Annotated in this window: 13 protein-coding genes, 24 tRNA genes and 1 rRNA gene; 37 read left to right on the plus strand and 1 reads right to left on the minus strand. The window is 34.8% G+C overall.

All coding sequences use genetic code 11. The features are described from left to right. The first annotated feature begins 276 nt into the window (after nt 1–276). The 34 genes from rrf (at nt 277) to trmL (ending at nt 12,200) form a co-directional block, all read left to right on the plus strand. A 5S ribosomal RNA gene (rrf, locus tag LQ688_RS00005) occupies nt 277–391 on the plus strand. Nucleotides 392–417: 26 nt separating this feature from the next. After that, nucleotides 418–493: transfer RNA gene (locus LQ688_RS00010), tRNA-Val, on the plus strand. Nucleotides 494–497: 4 nt separating this feature from the next. Beyond that, a tRNA-Thr gene (locus LQ688_RS00015) sits at nt 498–573 on the plus strand. A gap of 7 nt (nt 574–580) precedes the next feature. Then, nucleotides 581–656 (plus strand) — tRNA-Lys (locus LQ688_RS00020). A 3-nt stretch (nt 657–659) separates the two neighbouring features. Next, nucleotides 660–741 (plus strand) — tRNA-Leu (locus tag LQ688_RS00025). A 29-nt stretch (nt 742–770) separates the two neighbouring features. After that, nucleotides 771–845 (plus strand) — tRNA-Gly (locus LQ688_RS00030). A 6-nt stretch (nt 846–851) separates the two neighbouring features. Beyond that, nucleotides 852–940, plus strand: a tRNA-Leu gene (locus LQ688_RS00035). A 9-nt stretch (nt 941–949) separates the two neighbouring features. Next, a tRNA-Arg gene (locus LQ688_RS00040) sits at nt 950–1,023 on the plus strand. Between the two features lie 19 nt (nt 1,024–1,042). Further along, nucleotides 1,043–1,116: transfer RNA gene (locus LQ688_RS00045), tRNA-Pro, on the plus strand. A 24-nt stretch (nt 1,117–1,140) separates the two neighbouring features. Continuing rightward, nucleotides 1,141–1,216: transfer RNA gene (locus LQ688_RS00050), tRNA-Ala, on the plus strand. A gap of 25 nt (nt 1,217–1,241) precedes the next feature. Further along, a tRNA-Met gene (locus tag LQ688_RS00055) sits at nt 1,242–1,315 on the plus strand. A 34-nt stretch (nt 1,316–1,349) separates the two neighbouring features. Continuing rightward, nucleotides 1,350–1,423 (plus strand) — tRNA-Ile (locus LQ688_RS00060). A gap of 12 nt (nt 1,424–1,435) precedes the next feature. Continuing rightward, a tRNA-Ser gene (locus LQ688_RS00065) sits at nt 1,436–1,528 on the plus strand. A 31-nt stretch (nt 1,529–1,559) separates the two neighbouring features. Next, a tRNA-Met gene (locus LQ688_RS00070) sits at nt 1,560–1,633 on the plus strand. A gap of 12 nt (nt 1,634–1,645) precedes the next feature. After that, nucleotides 1,646–1,721: transfer RNA gene (locus tag LQ688_RS00075), tRNA-Asp, on the plus strand. A gap of 20 nt (nt 1,722–1,741) precedes the next feature. Further along, nucleotides 1,742–1,814 (plus strand) — tRNA-Phe (locus tag LQ688_RS00080). 15 nt (nt 1,815–1,829) lie between these two features. Beyond that, nucleotides 1,830–1,905, plus strand: a tRNA-Thr gene (locus LQ688_RS00085). Between the two features lie 6 nt (nt 1,906–1,911). Further along, a tRNA-Tyr gene (locus LQ688_RS00090) sits at nt 1,912–1,995 on the plus strand. A gap of 11 nt (nt 1,996–2,006) precedes the next feature. After that, nucleotides 2,007–2,080 (plus strand) — tRNA-Trp (locus tag LQ688_RS00095). A 2-nt stretch (nt 2,081–2,082) separates the two neighbouring features. Continuing rightward, nucleotides 2,083–2,155: transfer RNA gene (locus tag LQ688_RS00100), tRNA-His, on the plus strand. A gap of 14 nt (nt 2,156–2,169) precedes the next feature. Continuing rightward, a tRNA-Gln gene (locus LQ688_RS00105) sits at nt 2,170–2,241 on the plus strand. Nucleotides 2,242–2,247: 6 nt separating this feature from the next. Further along, a tRNA-Cys gene (locus LQ688_RS00110) sits at nt 2,248–2,322 on the plus strand. A 12-nt stretch (nt 2,323–2,334) separates the two neighbouring features. Next, a tRNA-Gly gene (locus LQ688_RS00115) sits at nt 2,335–2,409 on the plus strand. Between the two features lie 34 nt (nt 2,410–2,443). After that, nucleotides 2,444–2,518: transfer RNA gene (locus LQ688_RS00120), tRNA-Gly, on the plus strand. A 43-nt stretch (nt 2,519–2,561) separates the two neighbouring features. Then, nucleotides 2,562–2,646: transfer RNA gene (locus LQ688_RS00125), tRNA-Leu, on the plus strand. 142 nt (nt 2,647–2,788) lie between these two features. Continuing rightward, complete coding sequence (locus LQ688_RS00130) at nt 2,789–3,841, plus strand: PTS sugar transporter subunit IIC (protein ID WP_103269521.1); 1,053 nt, start codon at nt 2,789–2,791, stop codon at nt 3,839–3,841. 224 nt (nt 3,842–4,065) lie between these two features. Continuing rightward, a complete protein-coding gene (locus tag LQ688_RS00135) occupies nt 4,066–5,049 on the plus strand; it encodes a D-2-hydroxyacid dehydrogenase (RefSeq protein WP_103269522.1) in 984 nt (327 codons plus the stop codon). Nucleotides 5,050–5,163: 114 nt separating this feature from the next. Further along, complete coding sequence (locus tag LQ688_RS00140; protein ID WP_016999952.1) at nt 5,164–6,627, plus strand: ABC transporter substrate-binding protein/permease; 1,464 nt, start codon at nt 5,164–5,166, stop codon at nt 6,625–6,627. Further along, nucleotides 6,620–7,345 carry an amino acid ABC transporter ATP-binding protein gene (locus LQ688_RS00145; RefSeq protein WP_016999953.1) on the plus strand — a complete coding sequence of 242 codons (726 nt, stop codon included), beginning with the start codon at nt 6,620–6,622 and terminating at the stop codon, nt 7,343–7,345. The genes LQ688_RS00140 and LQ688_RS00145 overlap by 8 nt, the downstream gene beginning before the upstream one ends. A gap of 26 nt (nt 7,346–7,371) precedes the next feature. After that, nucleotides 7,372–8,403 carry an N-acetyl-gamma-glutamyl-phosphate reductase gene (gene argC, locus LQ688_RS00150; protein WP_103269523.1) on the plus strand — a complete coding sequence of 344 codons (1,032 nt, stop codon included), beginning with the start codon at nt 7,372–7,374 and terminating at the stop codon, nt 8,401–8,403. 14 nt (nt 8,404–8,417) lie between these two features. Continuing rightward, complete coding sequence (argJ, locus tag LQ688_RS00155; protein ID WP_103269524.1) at nt 8,418–9,656, plus strand: bifunctional glutamate N-acetyltransferase/amino-acid acetyltransferase ArgJ; 1,239 nt, start codon at nt 8,418–8,420, stop codon at nt 9,654–9,656. Between the two features lie 15 nt (nt 9,657–9,671). Then, entirely contained in the window at nt 9,672–10,433 is a 762-nt protein-coding gene (argB, locus tag LQ688_RS00160) for an acetylglutamate kinase (RefSeq protein ID WP_016999955.1), read from the plus strand. Between the two features lie 162 nt (nt 10,434–10,595). Continuing rightward, nucleotides 10,596–11,723: a tRNA epoxyqueuosine(34) reductase QueG gene (gene queG / locus LQ688_RS00165; RefSeq protein WP_147641105.1), complete on the plus strand. Its 1,128-nt coding sequence runs from the start codon at nt 10,596–10,598 to the stop codon at nt 11,721–11,723. 3 nt (nt 11,724–11,726) lie between these two features. Then, nucleotides 11,727–12,200, plus strand: a complete 474-nt coding sequence (gene trmL, locus LQ688_RS00170; protein ID WP_016999957.1) for a tRNA (uridine(34)/cytosine(34)/5-carboxymethylaminomethyluridine(34)-2'-O)-methyltransferase TrmL — start codon at nt 11,727–11,729, stop codon at nt 12,198–12,200. Between the two features lie 27 nt (nt 12,201–12,227). Here the strand turns inward: trmL and LQ688_RS00175 are convergent, their stop codons facing one another. Continuing rightward, nucleotides 12,228–12,368, minus strand: coding sequence for a hypothetical protein (locus LQ688_RS00175; RefSeq protein ID WP_016999958.1), 141 nt, complete (start codon nt 12,366–12,368; stop codon nt 12,228–12,230). Nucleotides 12,369–12,455: 87 nt separating this feature from the next. Between LQ688_RS00175 and nagA the strand changes: the two genes are divergently transcribed. The 3 genes from nagA to LQ688_RS00190 are packed head-to-tail and all read left to right on the plus strand — an operon-like array spanning nt 12,456 to nt 14,405. Continuing rightward, nucleotides 12,456–13,610: an N-acetylglucosamine-6-phosphate deacetylase gene (gene nagA / locus LQ688_RS00180; protein ID WP_103269526.1), complete on the plus strand. Its 1,155-nt coding sequence runs from the start codon at nt 12,456–12,458 to the stop codon at nt 13,608–13,610. A 44-nt stretch (nt 13,611–13,654) separates the two neighbouring features. Next, complete coding sequence (locus tag LQ688_RS00185; protein WP_103269527.1) at nt 13,655–14,254, plus strand: 6-phosphogluconolactonase; 600 nt, start codon at nt 13,655–13,657, stop codon at nt 14,252–14,254. A gap of 13 nt (nt 14,255–14,267) precedes the next feature. After that, complete coding sequence (locus LQ688_RS00190; protein WP_016999961.1) at nt 14,268–14,405, plus strand: SAS053 family DNA gyrase inhibitor; 138 nt, start codon at nt 14,268–14,270, stop codon at nt 14,403–14,405. The last annotated feature ends 116 nt before the right edge of the window (nt 14,406–14,521 follow it).

Genomic DNA, 14,521 nt, shown 5'->3' on the forward strand with positions numbered 1-14,521 from the left:
GTTAATAGGTTCGGGGTGTAAGCGCAGTAATGTGTGTAGCTGACGAATACTAATCGATCGAAGACTTAATCAAATTTTTAAAATCGGTTTTTGAGCCGTAAAATCTGCTTACTATCTAGTTTTGAATGTGCAATACATTCTCATAACGTTGCGAAGAGAAAACGCTTATAGACGACGAATCACAATGGATGACAAATGAGTTTACTCCGGTAAATGAATGCGGAAGCCAGCAGTGATGAGGAAGTATGTAAACGATTGTCTCAAGCAAGTATTTTGTCTGGTGACGATAGCAAAGAGGTCACACCTGTTCCCATGCCGAACACAGAAGTTAAGCTCTTTAGCGCCGATGGTAGTTGGGCTTACGTTCCGCGAGAGTAGGACGTTGCCGGGCAAATATAAAAATTACATATATTAAATGGAGAATTAGCTCAGCTGGGAGAGCATCTGCCTTACAAGCAGAGGGTCGGCGGTTCGAACCCGTCATTCTCCACCATTTAGCCGGCCTAGCTCAATTGGTAGAGCAACTGACTTGTAATCAGTAGGTTGGGGGTTCAAGTCCTCTGGCCGGCACCATGTTTTAGAGCCATTAGCTCAGTTGGTAGAGCATCTGACTTTTAATCAGAGGGTCAGAGGTTCGAATCCTCTATGGCTCACCATTAGCGGGTGTGGCGGAATTGGCAGACGCACTAGACTTAGGATCTAGCGCCTTACGGCGTGGGGGTTCGACTCCCTTCACCCGCATTATTTAAAGAAATTAAGCATTTAATCTTGCAGAAGTAGTTCAGCGGTAGAATACAACCTTGCCAAGGTTGGGGTCGCGGGTTCGAATCCCGTCTTCTGCTCCATTATTTGCCGGGGTGGCGGAACTGGCAGACGCACAGGACTTAAAATCCTGCGATAAGTGATTATCGTACCGGTTCGATTCCGGTCCTCGGCACCATTTTAATATGCGCCCGTAGCTCAATTGGATAGAGCGTTTGACTACGGATCAAGAGGCTAGGGGTTCGACTCCTCTCGGGCGCGTAATGACCAGTTAAGGTTACGGGAAGTAGCTCAGCTTGGTAGAGCACTTGGTTTGGGACCAAGGGGTCGCAGGTTCGAATCCTGTCTTCCCGACTCTTTAAAAGTTATATATTAAATGGGGGCTTAGCTCAGATGGGAGAGCGCCTGCTTTGCACGCAGGAGGTCAGCGGTTCGATCCCGCTAGTCTCCACCATTTAAAATTAATACATTACCATTATGGCGGCGTAGCTCAGCTGGCTAGAGCGTACGGTTCATACCCGTGAGGTCGGGGGTTCGATCCCCTCTGCCGCCATTAAAATTAAATATGTCATACATATTTTGATTTTGGACCTTTAGCTCAGTTGGTCAGAGCAAACGGCTCATAACCGTTGGGTCGCAGGTTCGAGTCCTGCAAGGTCCATACTTATATAGTGGAGGAATACCCAAGTTCGGCTGAAGGGATCGGTCTTGAAAACCGACAGGGGCTTAACGGCTCGCGGGGGTTCGAATCCCTCTTCCTCCGCCATTATATTTGTACACTAATTATTTATTATTAAAGCGGGATGGAGCAGTTCGGTAGCTCGTCGGGCTCATAACCCGAAGGTCGGTGGTTCAAATCCGCCTCCCGCAATTATTATTTTTAGGTCCCGTGGTGTAGCGGTTAACATGCCTGCCTGTCACGCAGGAGATCGCGGGTTCGATTCCCGTCGGGACCGCCATTTTTAAAAATTTAATGTATGGCTCAGTAGCTCAGTCGGTAGAGCAAAGGACTGAAAATCCTTGTGTCGGCGGTTCGATTCCGTCCTGAGCCATCTTTTAAAGTTTAAGCCGGCCTAGCTCAACTGGTAGAGCAACTGACTTGTAATCAGTAGGTTGGGGGTTCAAGTCCTCTGGCCGGCACCATCTATCGGAGGGATAGCGAAGTGGCTAAACGCGGCGGACTGTAAATCCGCTCCTTCGGGTTCGGCAGTTCGAATCTGCCTCCCTCCACCATTATTATTTATAGGGGTATAGTTCAACGGTAGAATAGAGGTCTCCAAAACCTTTGGTGTGGGTTCGATTCCTACTACCCCTGCCATGGCGGTTGTGGCGAAGTGGTTAACGCATCGGATTGTGGTTCCGACATTCGTGGGTTCGATTCCCATCAGCCGCCCTTATTTTTATTAATGGGCTATAGCCAAGCGGTAAGGCAACGGACTTTGACTCCGTCACTCGCTGGTTCGAATCCAGCTAGCCCAGTTGTTTGGCGGCATAGCCAAGTGGTAAGGCCGAGGTCTGCAAAACCTCTATTCACCGGTTCAAATCCGGTTGCCGCCTCCATTAATAAATATTGCGGGAGTATTTCAACTCTTAGAATACATTCCTTCCTGGAATGAGATATAGGTGCAAATCCTATCTTCCGCTCCAATTCCATTTTTCCTAAATGATTAATTATTAAAATGCGGGAGTATTTCAACTTTTAGAATACATTCCTTCCCGGAATGAGATATAGGTGCAAATCCTATCTTCCGCTCCATTATTTCTTCCATAGGGAAGATTTTTTTATAGGATAAAGTTATGCCGGCGTGGTGGAATTGGCAGACACGCGGGACTCAAAATCCCGTGTCCATTGCGGACGTGTCGGTTCGAGCCCGACCGCCGGTACTATATTGAAAGCCATAAACTTAGGTTTATGGCTTTTTTATTTTATATAATATTAAGAAGTTTAGGATAAATGTGAAAATACGATTGTTTAAAAAGATAAAGTCCTATATCATTAATACATATTTACATCTGGAGGAATACTATGGACAAACATTTCACTGCAAAAGAATTTTTTTCTAATATTTTAAATGGTATTGGTGTTGGTATCGTTATTGCTTTAATACCAAATGCTATTCTTGGCGTACTTTTTACATACTTAGCACAGTTTCATCCTATATTAGAAATGTTTAACCAAGCTTTACTGTTAATGCAGTTTGGTATGAGCTTTATAATAGGAGTGATTGTAGCAAATCAATTTAAATTCCAAGCTACTGATGCTGTTATGATTGGAGCTGCAGGATTGATTGGATCAGGTGCTGTTAAAATAGAGAATGGTACATATACATTTGCAAGTATTGGGGATGTAGTAAATTTAATCGTTGTATTGGTAATAAGTTGTTTCTTAATGATTAAATTAAAAGGAAAATTTGGTTCATTAGATATGCTTATATTACCAATTTTAGTTTCTGTTGTGAGTGGATTTATTGGCATGTTAACTTTGCCTTATGTAAGTACTGTAACTAAAGGTATTGGCAATTTAATTGGTCATTTTTCTACTTTAAATCCATTATTAATGTGTATCTTAATAGCAATTACATACTCTTTATTAATGGTAACACCTATTTCCTTAGTTGCTATTGCTACTGCTGTAGGATTAGAAGGTTTGAGCTCTGGCGCAGGTAATATGGGTATTGTAGCAGCTTGTATGACGTTCTTAATAGGATCATGGAAAGTTAATAATAGAGGCACAAATATTGTATTGATTGTTGGTGCAGCAAAACTAATGATACCAGTTTATTTCAAACATCCTATAATTGCAGTACCGTTACTGTTTAATGGATTAATTTGTGGACTATTAACTTACTTTGTTGGAATTAAAGGAACACCAATGTCTACAGGTTTTGGCTACACAGGTTTTGTCGGACCAGCTAATGCTATAAAATATATGGACGGACAGTTTATAGTTAACGTATTATTATTGTTATTAGCATACTTCATTATACCTTTAATAAGTGCATACATTATACACACACTATGTTTGAAAGTATTACCAAAATATCAAAAAAATATATTTGCTTTTAATAATAAAGCATAGAGAGAGGGCCAGAAACCTCATTTTGTTAAATAAGATTTCGTAGTCCATTTTTGAGCTAAGGATTTATGTCCTTGGCTTTTATTTATGTAAAAAAGAATAAGCCCTAAAACTACATATTATATTCTGAATAGTAAGAATATATTGAAAAATAGATTGTTTGTTTCTTTGTTTTCTTGTACAATTAATGATTATTCACAATATTGCATATTGAAAGGAAGTAAATGATGAAAATAAAATTATTTGATATAAGAGAAGACGAGAAAAATTTTGCTTATAACTGGGGGAAAGTGAATAATCATGAAATAGTATGTGTTGAAGAACATTTAACTTTAGATAATGTATCTTCATTAAAAGCATTTGATGCTATTAGTACTCAACAACTACATAAATATGATGATGATATATATGAGGCACTTAATAAGGTAGGAATTAAGCAAATAGCTGGCCGAACTGCAGGTTTTGATATGTTCAATAAAGAAGAAGCAGCTAAACATGATATTAAAATTACTAATATACCAGCATATAGTCCTAATGCCATAGCAGAGTTTGCGGTATGTAGAGCATTAGAATTAGTTCGTAACATTAATAAAATACATAAACGTGTTACTAATCAAGATTTTACATGGGATGAAAATGTTATTGCTAATGAATTAAGAAGTATGACCATACTTGTTATTGGAGTAGGTCGAATAGGAAAAGTTTCAGCTCAATTATTCAATGGATTTGGTGCAAAGGTTATAGGTTATGACCCTTATGACCAAAGTTGTGATAATGTTGAATTTTTTGATGACTTAAAAGAAGCTATATCTAAAGCGGACCTTATAACTCTGCATGTTCCTGCTAATGATGAAACAATGCATATGATCGATGAAGAAACGATAAGTTATATGAAAAATGGTGCATATTTAGTGAATACTTCAAGAGGTATTACAGTTGATACTAAAGCCTTATTGAAAGGATTAAATGAAGGAAAAATACATAGCGCTGCTTTAGATGTATATGAACATGAATTTGATTATTTTGCATATGATTATTCAAATAAATCTATTGAAGATGAAATATTAAAAGATTTATTGTCGCGTGATGATGTGTTAATTTCACCCCATATAGCATTTTATACAAAAACAGCTGTTCAGAATATGGTTGAGATATCACTTGATAGCGCACTTGAAGTAATAAACACAGGGAAAAGCTTAAACGAAATATAATGATAATCAAGTATGAGTGTTTGAACATTCATACTATTTTTTAAAAAACACTGTTGCATAAAATTACAATAATGCGTATAATAATGAATATTATTAATTCAGGAGGTTGGAACTGTGAAAAGAAATGTATTATTAAAAATTGTCTTCACCATCATTTGTTTATCACTTATGATTCCAAACATTAGTATAAGCCAAGCTAATGCAGCACAAACGGATCAATGGGAGAAAGCAAAAGAACGTGGAGAATTAAGAGTAGGATTATCAGCTGATTATGCACCATATGAATTCGAACATACTAAGGATGGTAATCGAGAATATGCCGGGATTGATATCGAGCTCGCTAAAAAAATAGCAAAAGATAACGATATAGAATTAAAAATTGTGAATATGCAATTTGATAGTTTACTCGGCGCATTAAAAACTGGAAAAATCGATATGATTATTTCTGGTATGGCACCAACTCCTGAAAGAAAAAAAGAAGTAGATTTTTCGGATTATTATATGGAAGTCAAACAAAGGATGATTGTCCAGAAAAAAGATAAAGACAAATTAAAAACGGTCGATGATTTTAAAGGTAAAATGATTGGTGTTCAAAAGCAAACGACTCAAGAAGAACTTGCAAAAACTGAAATGCCTGAATCACAACTTAGCTCTCTTACTAGGGTACCCGAAGTTATCATGTCACTTAATTCTGGAAAAATAGACGGAATGATTATAGAAGGTCCAGTTGCAGACGCTTATCTAGAGAAAAATCCTAATTTAACTTATTCTGATGTTGAATTTTCTGATGCCGATAAAACAACCGCGATTGCTTTACCGAAAAACTCGCCAGAATTAATGGATAGAGTAAACAAAAGCGTAAAAGATGTGAGAGATAATAATTTGATAAAGGATTATCAAGACAAAGCAACAGAAGCTATGTTTGATGATGGTTCATTCTTTAGTAAGTATGGTTCTTATTTCTTACATGGTATCGGTATTACAATTCTATTATCTTTCTTAGGTGTAGTAGCAGGTGCAATTATTGGTTGCGTATTAGCACTAATGAAATTAGGTAATAGCAAAATACTTAAGTCTATCGCTTCAGTGTACATAGAATTTATTAGAGGTACACCTTTACTTGTACAAGTATTTCTAGTGTACTTCGGTACAACCGCAGTACTCGGACTCGATTTATCAGCACTTATTTGCGGTATTATCGCATTAATCATTAATTGTAGTGCTTATATTGCAGAGATAATAAGAGCAGGTATTAATGCTGTAGATAATGGACAAATGGAAGCAGCTAGGTCATTAGGATTAAATAGAACTCAAGCGATGAAGCAAGTAATTATGCCACAAGCTATTAAAAATATTTTACCTGCTTTAGGTAATGAATTTGTAACTGTTATTAAAGAATCATCAATTGTATCTGTAATAGGTGTAAGCGAACTGATGTTTAATGCACAAGTAGTACAAGGTGCTTCGTTCGATCCATTTACACCGTTACTAGTCGCAGCGGTATTATACTTCATATTAACCTTTACATTATCAAGAGTAATGTATTTCGCTGAAAGGAGGTTCAGTGTAAGTGATTAAAGTTAACGATTTACACAAAACATTTGGAAAAAACGAAGTATTAAAAGGCATTAATTTAAATATTAAACAAGGTGAAGTTGTTGCTATTATTGGACCTTCAGGAAGCGGTAAAAGTACGCTTTTAAGATGTTTGAACTTATTAGAAGAACCAACCTCAGGACAGATATTATTTAAAAATAATGATTTAACGAATGCTAAAGGGACAAAGTTAGACCAATTAAGACAAAAAATGGGGATGGTTTTCCAAGGATTTAATTTATTCCCACATAAAAAAGTAATAGAAAACGTCACTTTAACACCATTAACATTAAAAAAAGGAAGCAAAAAAGAATTAGATGACCAAGCCATCCAATTATTAAATAAAGTTGGACTAGAAGATAAATATAATGTTTACCCGTCTAAACTATCAGGCGGACAAAAACAACGTGTTGCAATAGCACGTGCGCTTGCAATGAATCCTCAAGTTATATTATTTGATGAACCAACTTCGGCATTAGACCCCGAAGTTGTAGGTGAAGTATTGAGTGTTATGAAAGATTTGGCTAAAGAAGGTATGACTATGGTAGTGGTGACGCACGAAATGGGATTTGCTAAAAATGTAAGTGATCACGTTATATTTATGGACGAAGGAATAGTACAAGAAGAAGGCACTCCCGAACAAATATTTGATAATCCTCAAAATGATAGAACAAAGCAATTTTTGTCAAAAGTTTTATAATACAAATATAAAAAAGAGGTGTCGTAATGATTGAAATTGGAATTGTCGGCGGAAGTGGATACGGAGCAGTGGAATTAATTAGATTATTAAATCAACATAAAGAAGTTGAAATTAAATATATATTTTCACATTCTAAATCAGGAGAAGCGATAAAAAACACGTATCCTCATTTACAAAACAGTATTCAGGCAGAATTCTCAAGCTTAGATGTAAAAGATGTAGAATGTGATTTAATATTTTTTGCAACTCCCTCAAATGTTAGTAAACATTTTATCCCTGACTTAATCGAAAGAGACATTAAAGTAATTGATTTATCAGGTGATTTTAGATTAAAAGATCCAAATGTATATAAATCATTTTATGGAGAACAACCAGCCAAACAATCTATATTGAATCAAGCATTTTACAGTTTACCCGAATGGTCAGAGGTAAATGAAAATAACCAAATTATCGCAAACCCCGGCTGTTTTCCTACATCTATTTTATTAGCATTACATCCGCTAATAACTGATGAGTTAATTAAACTTGATTCTATTATTATTGATGCAAAGACTGGTGTATCAGGAGCTGGTCGAAGTTTAAGTCAAAATGTTCATTATGGTGAAATGAATGAAAATTTATCAGCATATAAATTAGGTGGACATAAACATATACCAGAGATAGAACAATATCTCACGAATCTTTCTAATACCGAAGTTAATGTAACTTTCACACCACACCTTGTGCCAATGACAAGAGGTATATTATCAACCATTTATATTGATTTAACAAAAGATTACACAGAAGAAAGTCTACATGCTTTATACAAAGATATGTATAAAGATAAGCCTTTTGTAAGGATTAGAGATTTAGGAGATTTTCCCAAAACTAAAGAAGTTCTTGGGAGTAACTATTGTGATATAGGAATTTATGTAGATGAAAAACGAAATAAAGCTATTATTGTTTCAGTAATTGATAACCTTGTAAAAGGTGCTAGTGGACAAGCAATTCAAAATTTAAATAAACTATATAACTTTGATGAGATGGAAGGTTTAGATTTATTACCAATATACCCATAGAGTGGAGGAATTTGATGATTGAAGAAACTAAGCAAGTTATAGACTCTGAAATAACGATTTTGCAAGACGGGGATGTCGCATCTCCTAATGGTTACACAGCAGGTGGAATACATGTTGGATTACGTCGAGCAAAGAAAGATTTTGGTTGGTTATATTCATCAAATCCTGCTCAATGCGCAGCAGTATATACTCAAAATGCGTTTAAAGCTGCACCTTTACAAGTTACACAAGCAAGTTTAAATGTTTCAAAACAATTATCAGCAGTGGTTATTAACTCAGCAATAGCTAATGCTTGTACAGGTGAACGTGGTTTAAGGGATGCAATACAAACAAAAAAATGGATTTCTGAAAAACTTCAACTTCCAGAACATGAAATAGCTGTCGCATCTACAGGTTTAATCGGAGAATTTTTACCTATGGATAAAATTAAATACGGCGTTGAACATATAGATATTGAAGGTGCAACTTGTTCTAAAGATTTTAATGAATCTATTTTAACAACTGATAAAGAAACGAAGCATATCGCTGTTCAAGTAACCATAGATGGTGAAGTTATAACTGTAGGTGGATCTAGTAAAGGTTCAGGGATGATAAATCCTAATATGGCGACAATGTTAGGGTTTATGACGACAGATGCTAACGTACAAGCTGAGGATTTAGAGGACATATTAAAGCCTACAGTAGATGATACCTTTAACATGATTACTGTAGATGGTGACACGAGTACAAACGATATGGTGTTACTTCTAGCTAATGGAATGGTAGGTAAACAACAGTTAACTAAAGAACATCCTGAATGGCATAAATTTGTTGAAGCGGTTCGCTATGTTTGTGAGCATCTTGCAAAAAGCATTGCCCAAGATGGTGAAGGTGCTACAAAACTAATAAAAGTTGAAGTTGAAGGTGCAATTTCAAAAGAAAAAAATAATGCTATAGCCAAAACAATCGTTGGCTCTAGTTTAGTTAAAACAGCTATTCATGGTGGCGACCCTAATTTCGGAAGATTTATAACAGCAATTGGATATGCAGACAATACAATTTCACCAAATAATGTGGACGTGTGGCTTTGTGATCATTTGATTGTGAAACAAGGTATGCCAGTTCCATTTGATGCATTAGACCTTAAAGCAAATATGGAACAGGACACTATTGTTATTAAAGCTAAAGTTGGTAACGGCTTATTTAAATCTACAGCATTTGGTTGTGATTTATCATACGAATATGTGCGTATTAATGCTTTATATAGCACCTAATAAGGAGTTTTTAAAATGAAGTATGCAGTAATTAAAATAGGCGGTAGCATATTAAGTGACCTTTGCGATACGATTATAGAAGATATACATGCTTTAAGAAAAGATAATTACACACCTATTATTGTTCATGGTGGAGGACCATTTATTAAAAAACAGCTCAATAGATTAGGGGTTGAAAGTAAGTTTTTAGATGGTTTACGTGTTACTGATGAACAAACTTTGCTTCAAACTGTAAATACATTGATAGGTGAAGTCAATCCAAAAATTGTACATCAAGTGAACCGTAAAGAAACATTAGCTATAGGATTAAACGGAATAGATCTTAACTTATTTGAGATTGAACCTATAAATGAAAAGTATGGATACGTTGCAGAATGTCTCTCAGTAAACAAACCAGTTTTAGCAGATATATGTAAGTTAGCTATACCTGTAATAGCACCGATTGGTATTAATCATGAAAATGGTCAAAAATATAATATTAATGCAGATAGTTTAGCATATAAAATAGCGAGCGAAATGAATGCAGATTTATTTTTAGTAAGTGATATTCCTGGTGTATTAATAGAGGATGAAGTTAAATCTGAATTAAGCATACAAGAAATTAATACTTATATTGAAACTACTGAAATATATGGAGGCATGATACCAAAGGTGAGTGGTGCTGTATCGGCTATTAAAGATGGATGTAGTAGTGTTAAAATTATTCCAGGCACAGTTAAACACGCTTTAATAAATAGTTCTAATTCAAATTCAATTGGTACTACAATTATTTCTTAAGTTATTTACTACAAAAAAATTAAAAATAAATGCTAAAATAAGTCCAAGACATAAATATTTGTCTCGGACTTATTTTTAATTTTGTTTCATAAAAGATATGCAATTTTTAAGAATTAAATATGTTAAAATATATAGGCATGTTTGATAGTGAGGTGAGTAAATTTGAATTTAGATCAATTAAAACAAGAAGTGATAGATTATGCGCATTCAATAGGAATAGATAGCATTGGGTTTACAACTGCAGATCCTTTTGATGAGTTAAAAAAGAAACTAGCAGATTACCATAACAAAGGTTATGCTTCTGGGTTTGAAGAAAGTGATATAGCTTTAAGAACAGAACCAAAATTATCACTGCCTTCAGCACGTTCGATTATCGCTATCGCAGTAGGTTATCCTAACAAATTAAAAGGCGCTCCAAAAAGTGTGCGTGGTGATAGAAGAGGTATGTTTGCGAGAGCTTCTTGGGGACAAGACTATCATACAATTATGAGAAATCGATTAGATAAACTTGGAGAATTTTTAAAAGAAAAAGTACCAGATGTTGAAATCCAATCAATGGTAGATACAGGTGTATTATCTGACAGAGCTGTTGCTGAAAGAGCGGGACTTGGTTTTGCAGGTAAAAATGGTTTCATAATTAATGAGGATTTAGGGACTTGGACTTATTTAGGAGAAATGCTTGTGAGCATTCCGTTTAAGCCCGATGATCCAGTGATAGATAGTTGCGGAGATTGTAATATATGTGTAGACAGATGTCCTACAGGTGCACTAGTAGGTAATGGTCAATTAAACAGTCAAAAATGTATAAGCTTCTTAACACAGACTAAAGGATACTTAAAGGACGAGTATCGATATAAGATAGGAAATCGTCTTTATGGCTGTGATACATGCCAACAAGTGTGCCCAAGAAATAGAGGTATAAACACTCAACATGATGATATCGTGCTAGAACCTGAAATTTTGAAGCCGAGATTAGTACCGTTATTAAAGATGTCTAATAAAGAATTTAAAAATACTTATGGACATATAGCTGGTGCATGGAGAGGTAAGAAGCCTATTCAAAGAAATGCGATTGTTGCATTGGTACATTTTAACGAAGAAAGTGCTATACCTGAATTGAAAGATGTTGCTTTAACAGACCCTAGACCAATGATTAGAGCTACTGCTTATTGGGCGATTGGCCAAATTCAAGGGGAAGAGGCAAGAACCTTTATTATGTCGCATTATGAACATGAAATTGAAGAAGTACAAGAAGAAATGATTAAAGGATTAGAAATGAGGAGACAATAAATTATGACGAACCACGTAGTTTTATATCAACCAGAAATACCAGCTAATACAGGAAACATTGCACGTAGTTGTGCTGCTACAGACACACATTTACATTTAATTAAACCATTAGGATTTAGCACTGACGATAAGATGTTGAGAAGAGCAGGATTAGATTATTGGAAATTCGTTAACATCACTTATTACGATAGCATTGAAGAGTTTTTTGAAAAAACAGAAGGTGGTCACTATTATTTATTAACTAAATTCGGTACACAGCCGCATACTGATTTTGATTACAGCAATACTGATGAAGATCATTACTTTGTGTTTGGTAGAGAAACAAGTGGTTTACCTGATTGGGTTAAAGAAAAATATAAAGAAACAGCTTTAAGAATACCTATGAATGATAATGTAAGAGCTTTAAATCTATCTAATACAGCAGCTATATTAATTTATGAAGCATTAAGACAACAAGATTATCCAAATTTAAAATAAAAAAAACTGAGGCCGTAGGGGTCTCAGTTATTGATTATTTTGTTTTAAAGATTCAAGCTCTTTGTTTAAATCTTCTTCTTTAAGTCCATAGTCTTTAGAATCACGACCAGCTGTTAACATTGAAGTAAGAAACGCTACACCAACCATGCAGATTAGTAATGTATTCATTTAATTAGCCCCCCAGTAATGTTATGTTATCTTTATTATATACGAATTAGGTGAATATTTAAATATAATTTTTAAGGAGACTTTAAAATGGGACATTATATTTTAGATAATGCAGTAATTTATACTGAACAAGGAAAAATAGAAAATGGTTATATTGAAATACAGGATGGATATATACAAGATATACAAGAAGGTTCATATAGCGGCAATTTAGAAGTTGTTGATGTAAATGGTCAACATATTATTCCAGGCTTTATTGACATACATATACACGGGGGATATGGTCAGGATGCAATGGATGCAACACCGGAAACATTGAATATACTATCTGAAAATCTTTTATCAGAAGGAACAACAAGTTTCTTAGCGACTACAATGACACAATCATCAGAAGCAATTAATAAAGCGTTAAAAAATGTAGCAGAGTATAAGCCTTTAGATGATAAACGCGCAGAAATATTAGGAGTACATTTAGAAGGTCCATTTATTTCTGAGCATAAAGTTGGTGCGCAAAATCCTAAATATGTAGCAAGACCTTCAGTTGCAAAGTTTGAAGCATTTCAATCAGTAGCTAAAGATAAAATAAAAATTATAACAATAGCTCCGGAAGTAGAAGGTGCTAAAGAAACAATACAGGCACTTAATGATAAAGTGATTTTTTCTGCTGGTCATACGATTACGGATTATGATGGTATAGAAGAAGCAGTTGATAATGGCTTACAGCATATTACTCATTTATATAATGCTCAAACTACATTTACTCACAGAGAGCCGGGCGTTTTTGGAGCTGCATTGACAGATGAAAGGTTAACGACAGAAGTTATTGTAGACGGTGTACATTCACATCCAGCGTCCGTTAAATTAGCTTATTTATCGAAAGGCAACAAAAATTTCTGCGTGATTACTGATGCAATGAGAGCAAAAGGTATGAAAGATGGAGAATATGATTTAGGTGGACAAAATGTTCACGTGAAAGATCATGAGGCGCGATTAGAAAATGGTTCATTAGCTGGAAGTATTTTACTCATGAATAAAGGATTGAAAAATTTGATGAACTACGCAAATATCCCGTTAGAAGAAGCTTGGAGAACAACTAGTTTAAATCAAGCTATACGATTAAACGTAGAAGATAGGCTAGGTTCAATCAAAAAAGGTAAACAAGCAGACCTTGTTATAGTTGATTCAGAAATAAATGTTTTAACAACGATTAAAAAAGGGTATATTATAGATAATGAACAATGATTATTGACATGATAATAGATAAGTTGAAATGAGGAGTGGAGAAAATGGCTTTAAATTTTAAAGTATTCGAAACAAAAAGTATAGCTGCACGTTATGCCGCTGATATTGTACGTAAACAATTTAATGGTGACAGTACATCAGTAGTAGGCGTACATCTAAATGACGAAAACACAACATTTTTTGATGAGTTATTCGATAATGTAAAAAAGAGTCCAGTTAATTTTAGTCAAATTCATGTTTTAGATTTTGACGATAAAGAAGACTATTACACTGAATTAGGTGTTCCTAGTAAGCAAGTCATAAAAACTGATGTTGGTGGCGATGTTGAATCAGTGATTAAAGATAAAGTAAATACTGATAAGAAGAAAAATAAATTAATGTTAAATGTTTTAACATTAACTGACGATAGTAGAATCGGTTTAGATTATGATTCTTCGATACATCCTGCTCGCGAAGTCGTATTACTTGTTACGGGTAAAGAAAAAGCTAAAGCAGTAAAACAATTATATGAAGAACCTGCTAATGGTTCTGTTGATTCAGCAAAATTAAAACAACATAGAATGGTTACTGTTGTACTAGATAATGAAGCGGCGCAAGGTCTACCTGAAGATGTAAGATCTTACTTCTCAATTCAATTTTCGTAAGAAGGTGAACAATTTGGATAAACACATTGATCATAATGAAAATGAAGAAGAAAATGAAATGGTTCAAGATTTAGAAGACGTCAAAGAACTAGGTAAAGAGATGGAACAAATCTCTGAACAAAATGACGAAGAAAAAGAAGAAGAAAAATAATTTAGTGTTGATATATCTTCAAACATTTCAAAAAAGGATTTATGCATGAGAACTTAGTGCGTAAATTCTTTTTTTATTTTAAAAATATCAAATATCAAAATCTTTATTTGTAAAAA

It is taken from the genome of Mammaliicoccus sp. J-M40 (genome assembly GCF_022386395.1).
In the GTDB taxonomy this organism is placed as follows: domain Bacteria; phylum Bacillota; class Bacilli; order Staphylococcales; family Staphylococcaceae; genus Mammaliicoccus; species Mammaliicoccus lentus.

Coding starts and splice junctions, on each gene's coding strand:
- LQ688_RS00175 (WP_016999958.1), bottom strand. CDS start 12,368: ATGAATACATTACTAATCTGCATGGTTGGTGTAGCGTTTCTTACTTCA.
- argB (WP_016999955.1), top strand. CDS start 9,672: ATGAAGTATGCAGTAATTAAAATAGGCGGTAGCATATTAAGTGACCTT.
- trmL (WP_016999957.1), top strand. CDS start 11,727: ATGACGAACCACGTAGTTTTATATCAACCAGAAATACCAGCTAATACA.
- argJ (WP_103269524.1), top strand. CDS start 8,418: ATGATTGAAGAAACTAAGCAAGTTATAGACTCTGAAATAACGATTTTG.
- argC (WP_103269523.1), top strand. CDS start 7,372: ATGATTGAAATTGGAATTGTCGGCGGAAGTGGATACGGAGCAGTGGAA.
- LQ688_RS00130 (WP_103269521.1), top strand. CDS start 2,789: ATGGACAAACATTTCACTGCAAAAGAATTTTTTTCTAATATTTTAAAT.
- LQ688_RS00185 (WP_103269527.1), top strand. CDS start 13,655: ATGGCTTTAAATTTTAAAGTATTCGAAACAAAAAGTATAGCTGCACGT.
- nagA (WP_103269526.1), top strand. CDS start 12,456: ATGGGACATTATATTTTAGATAATGCAGTAATTTATACTGAACAAGGA.
- LQ688_RS00135 (WP_103269522.1), top strand. CDS start 4,066: ATGAAAATAAAATTATTTGATATAAGAGAAGACGAGAAAAATTTTGCT.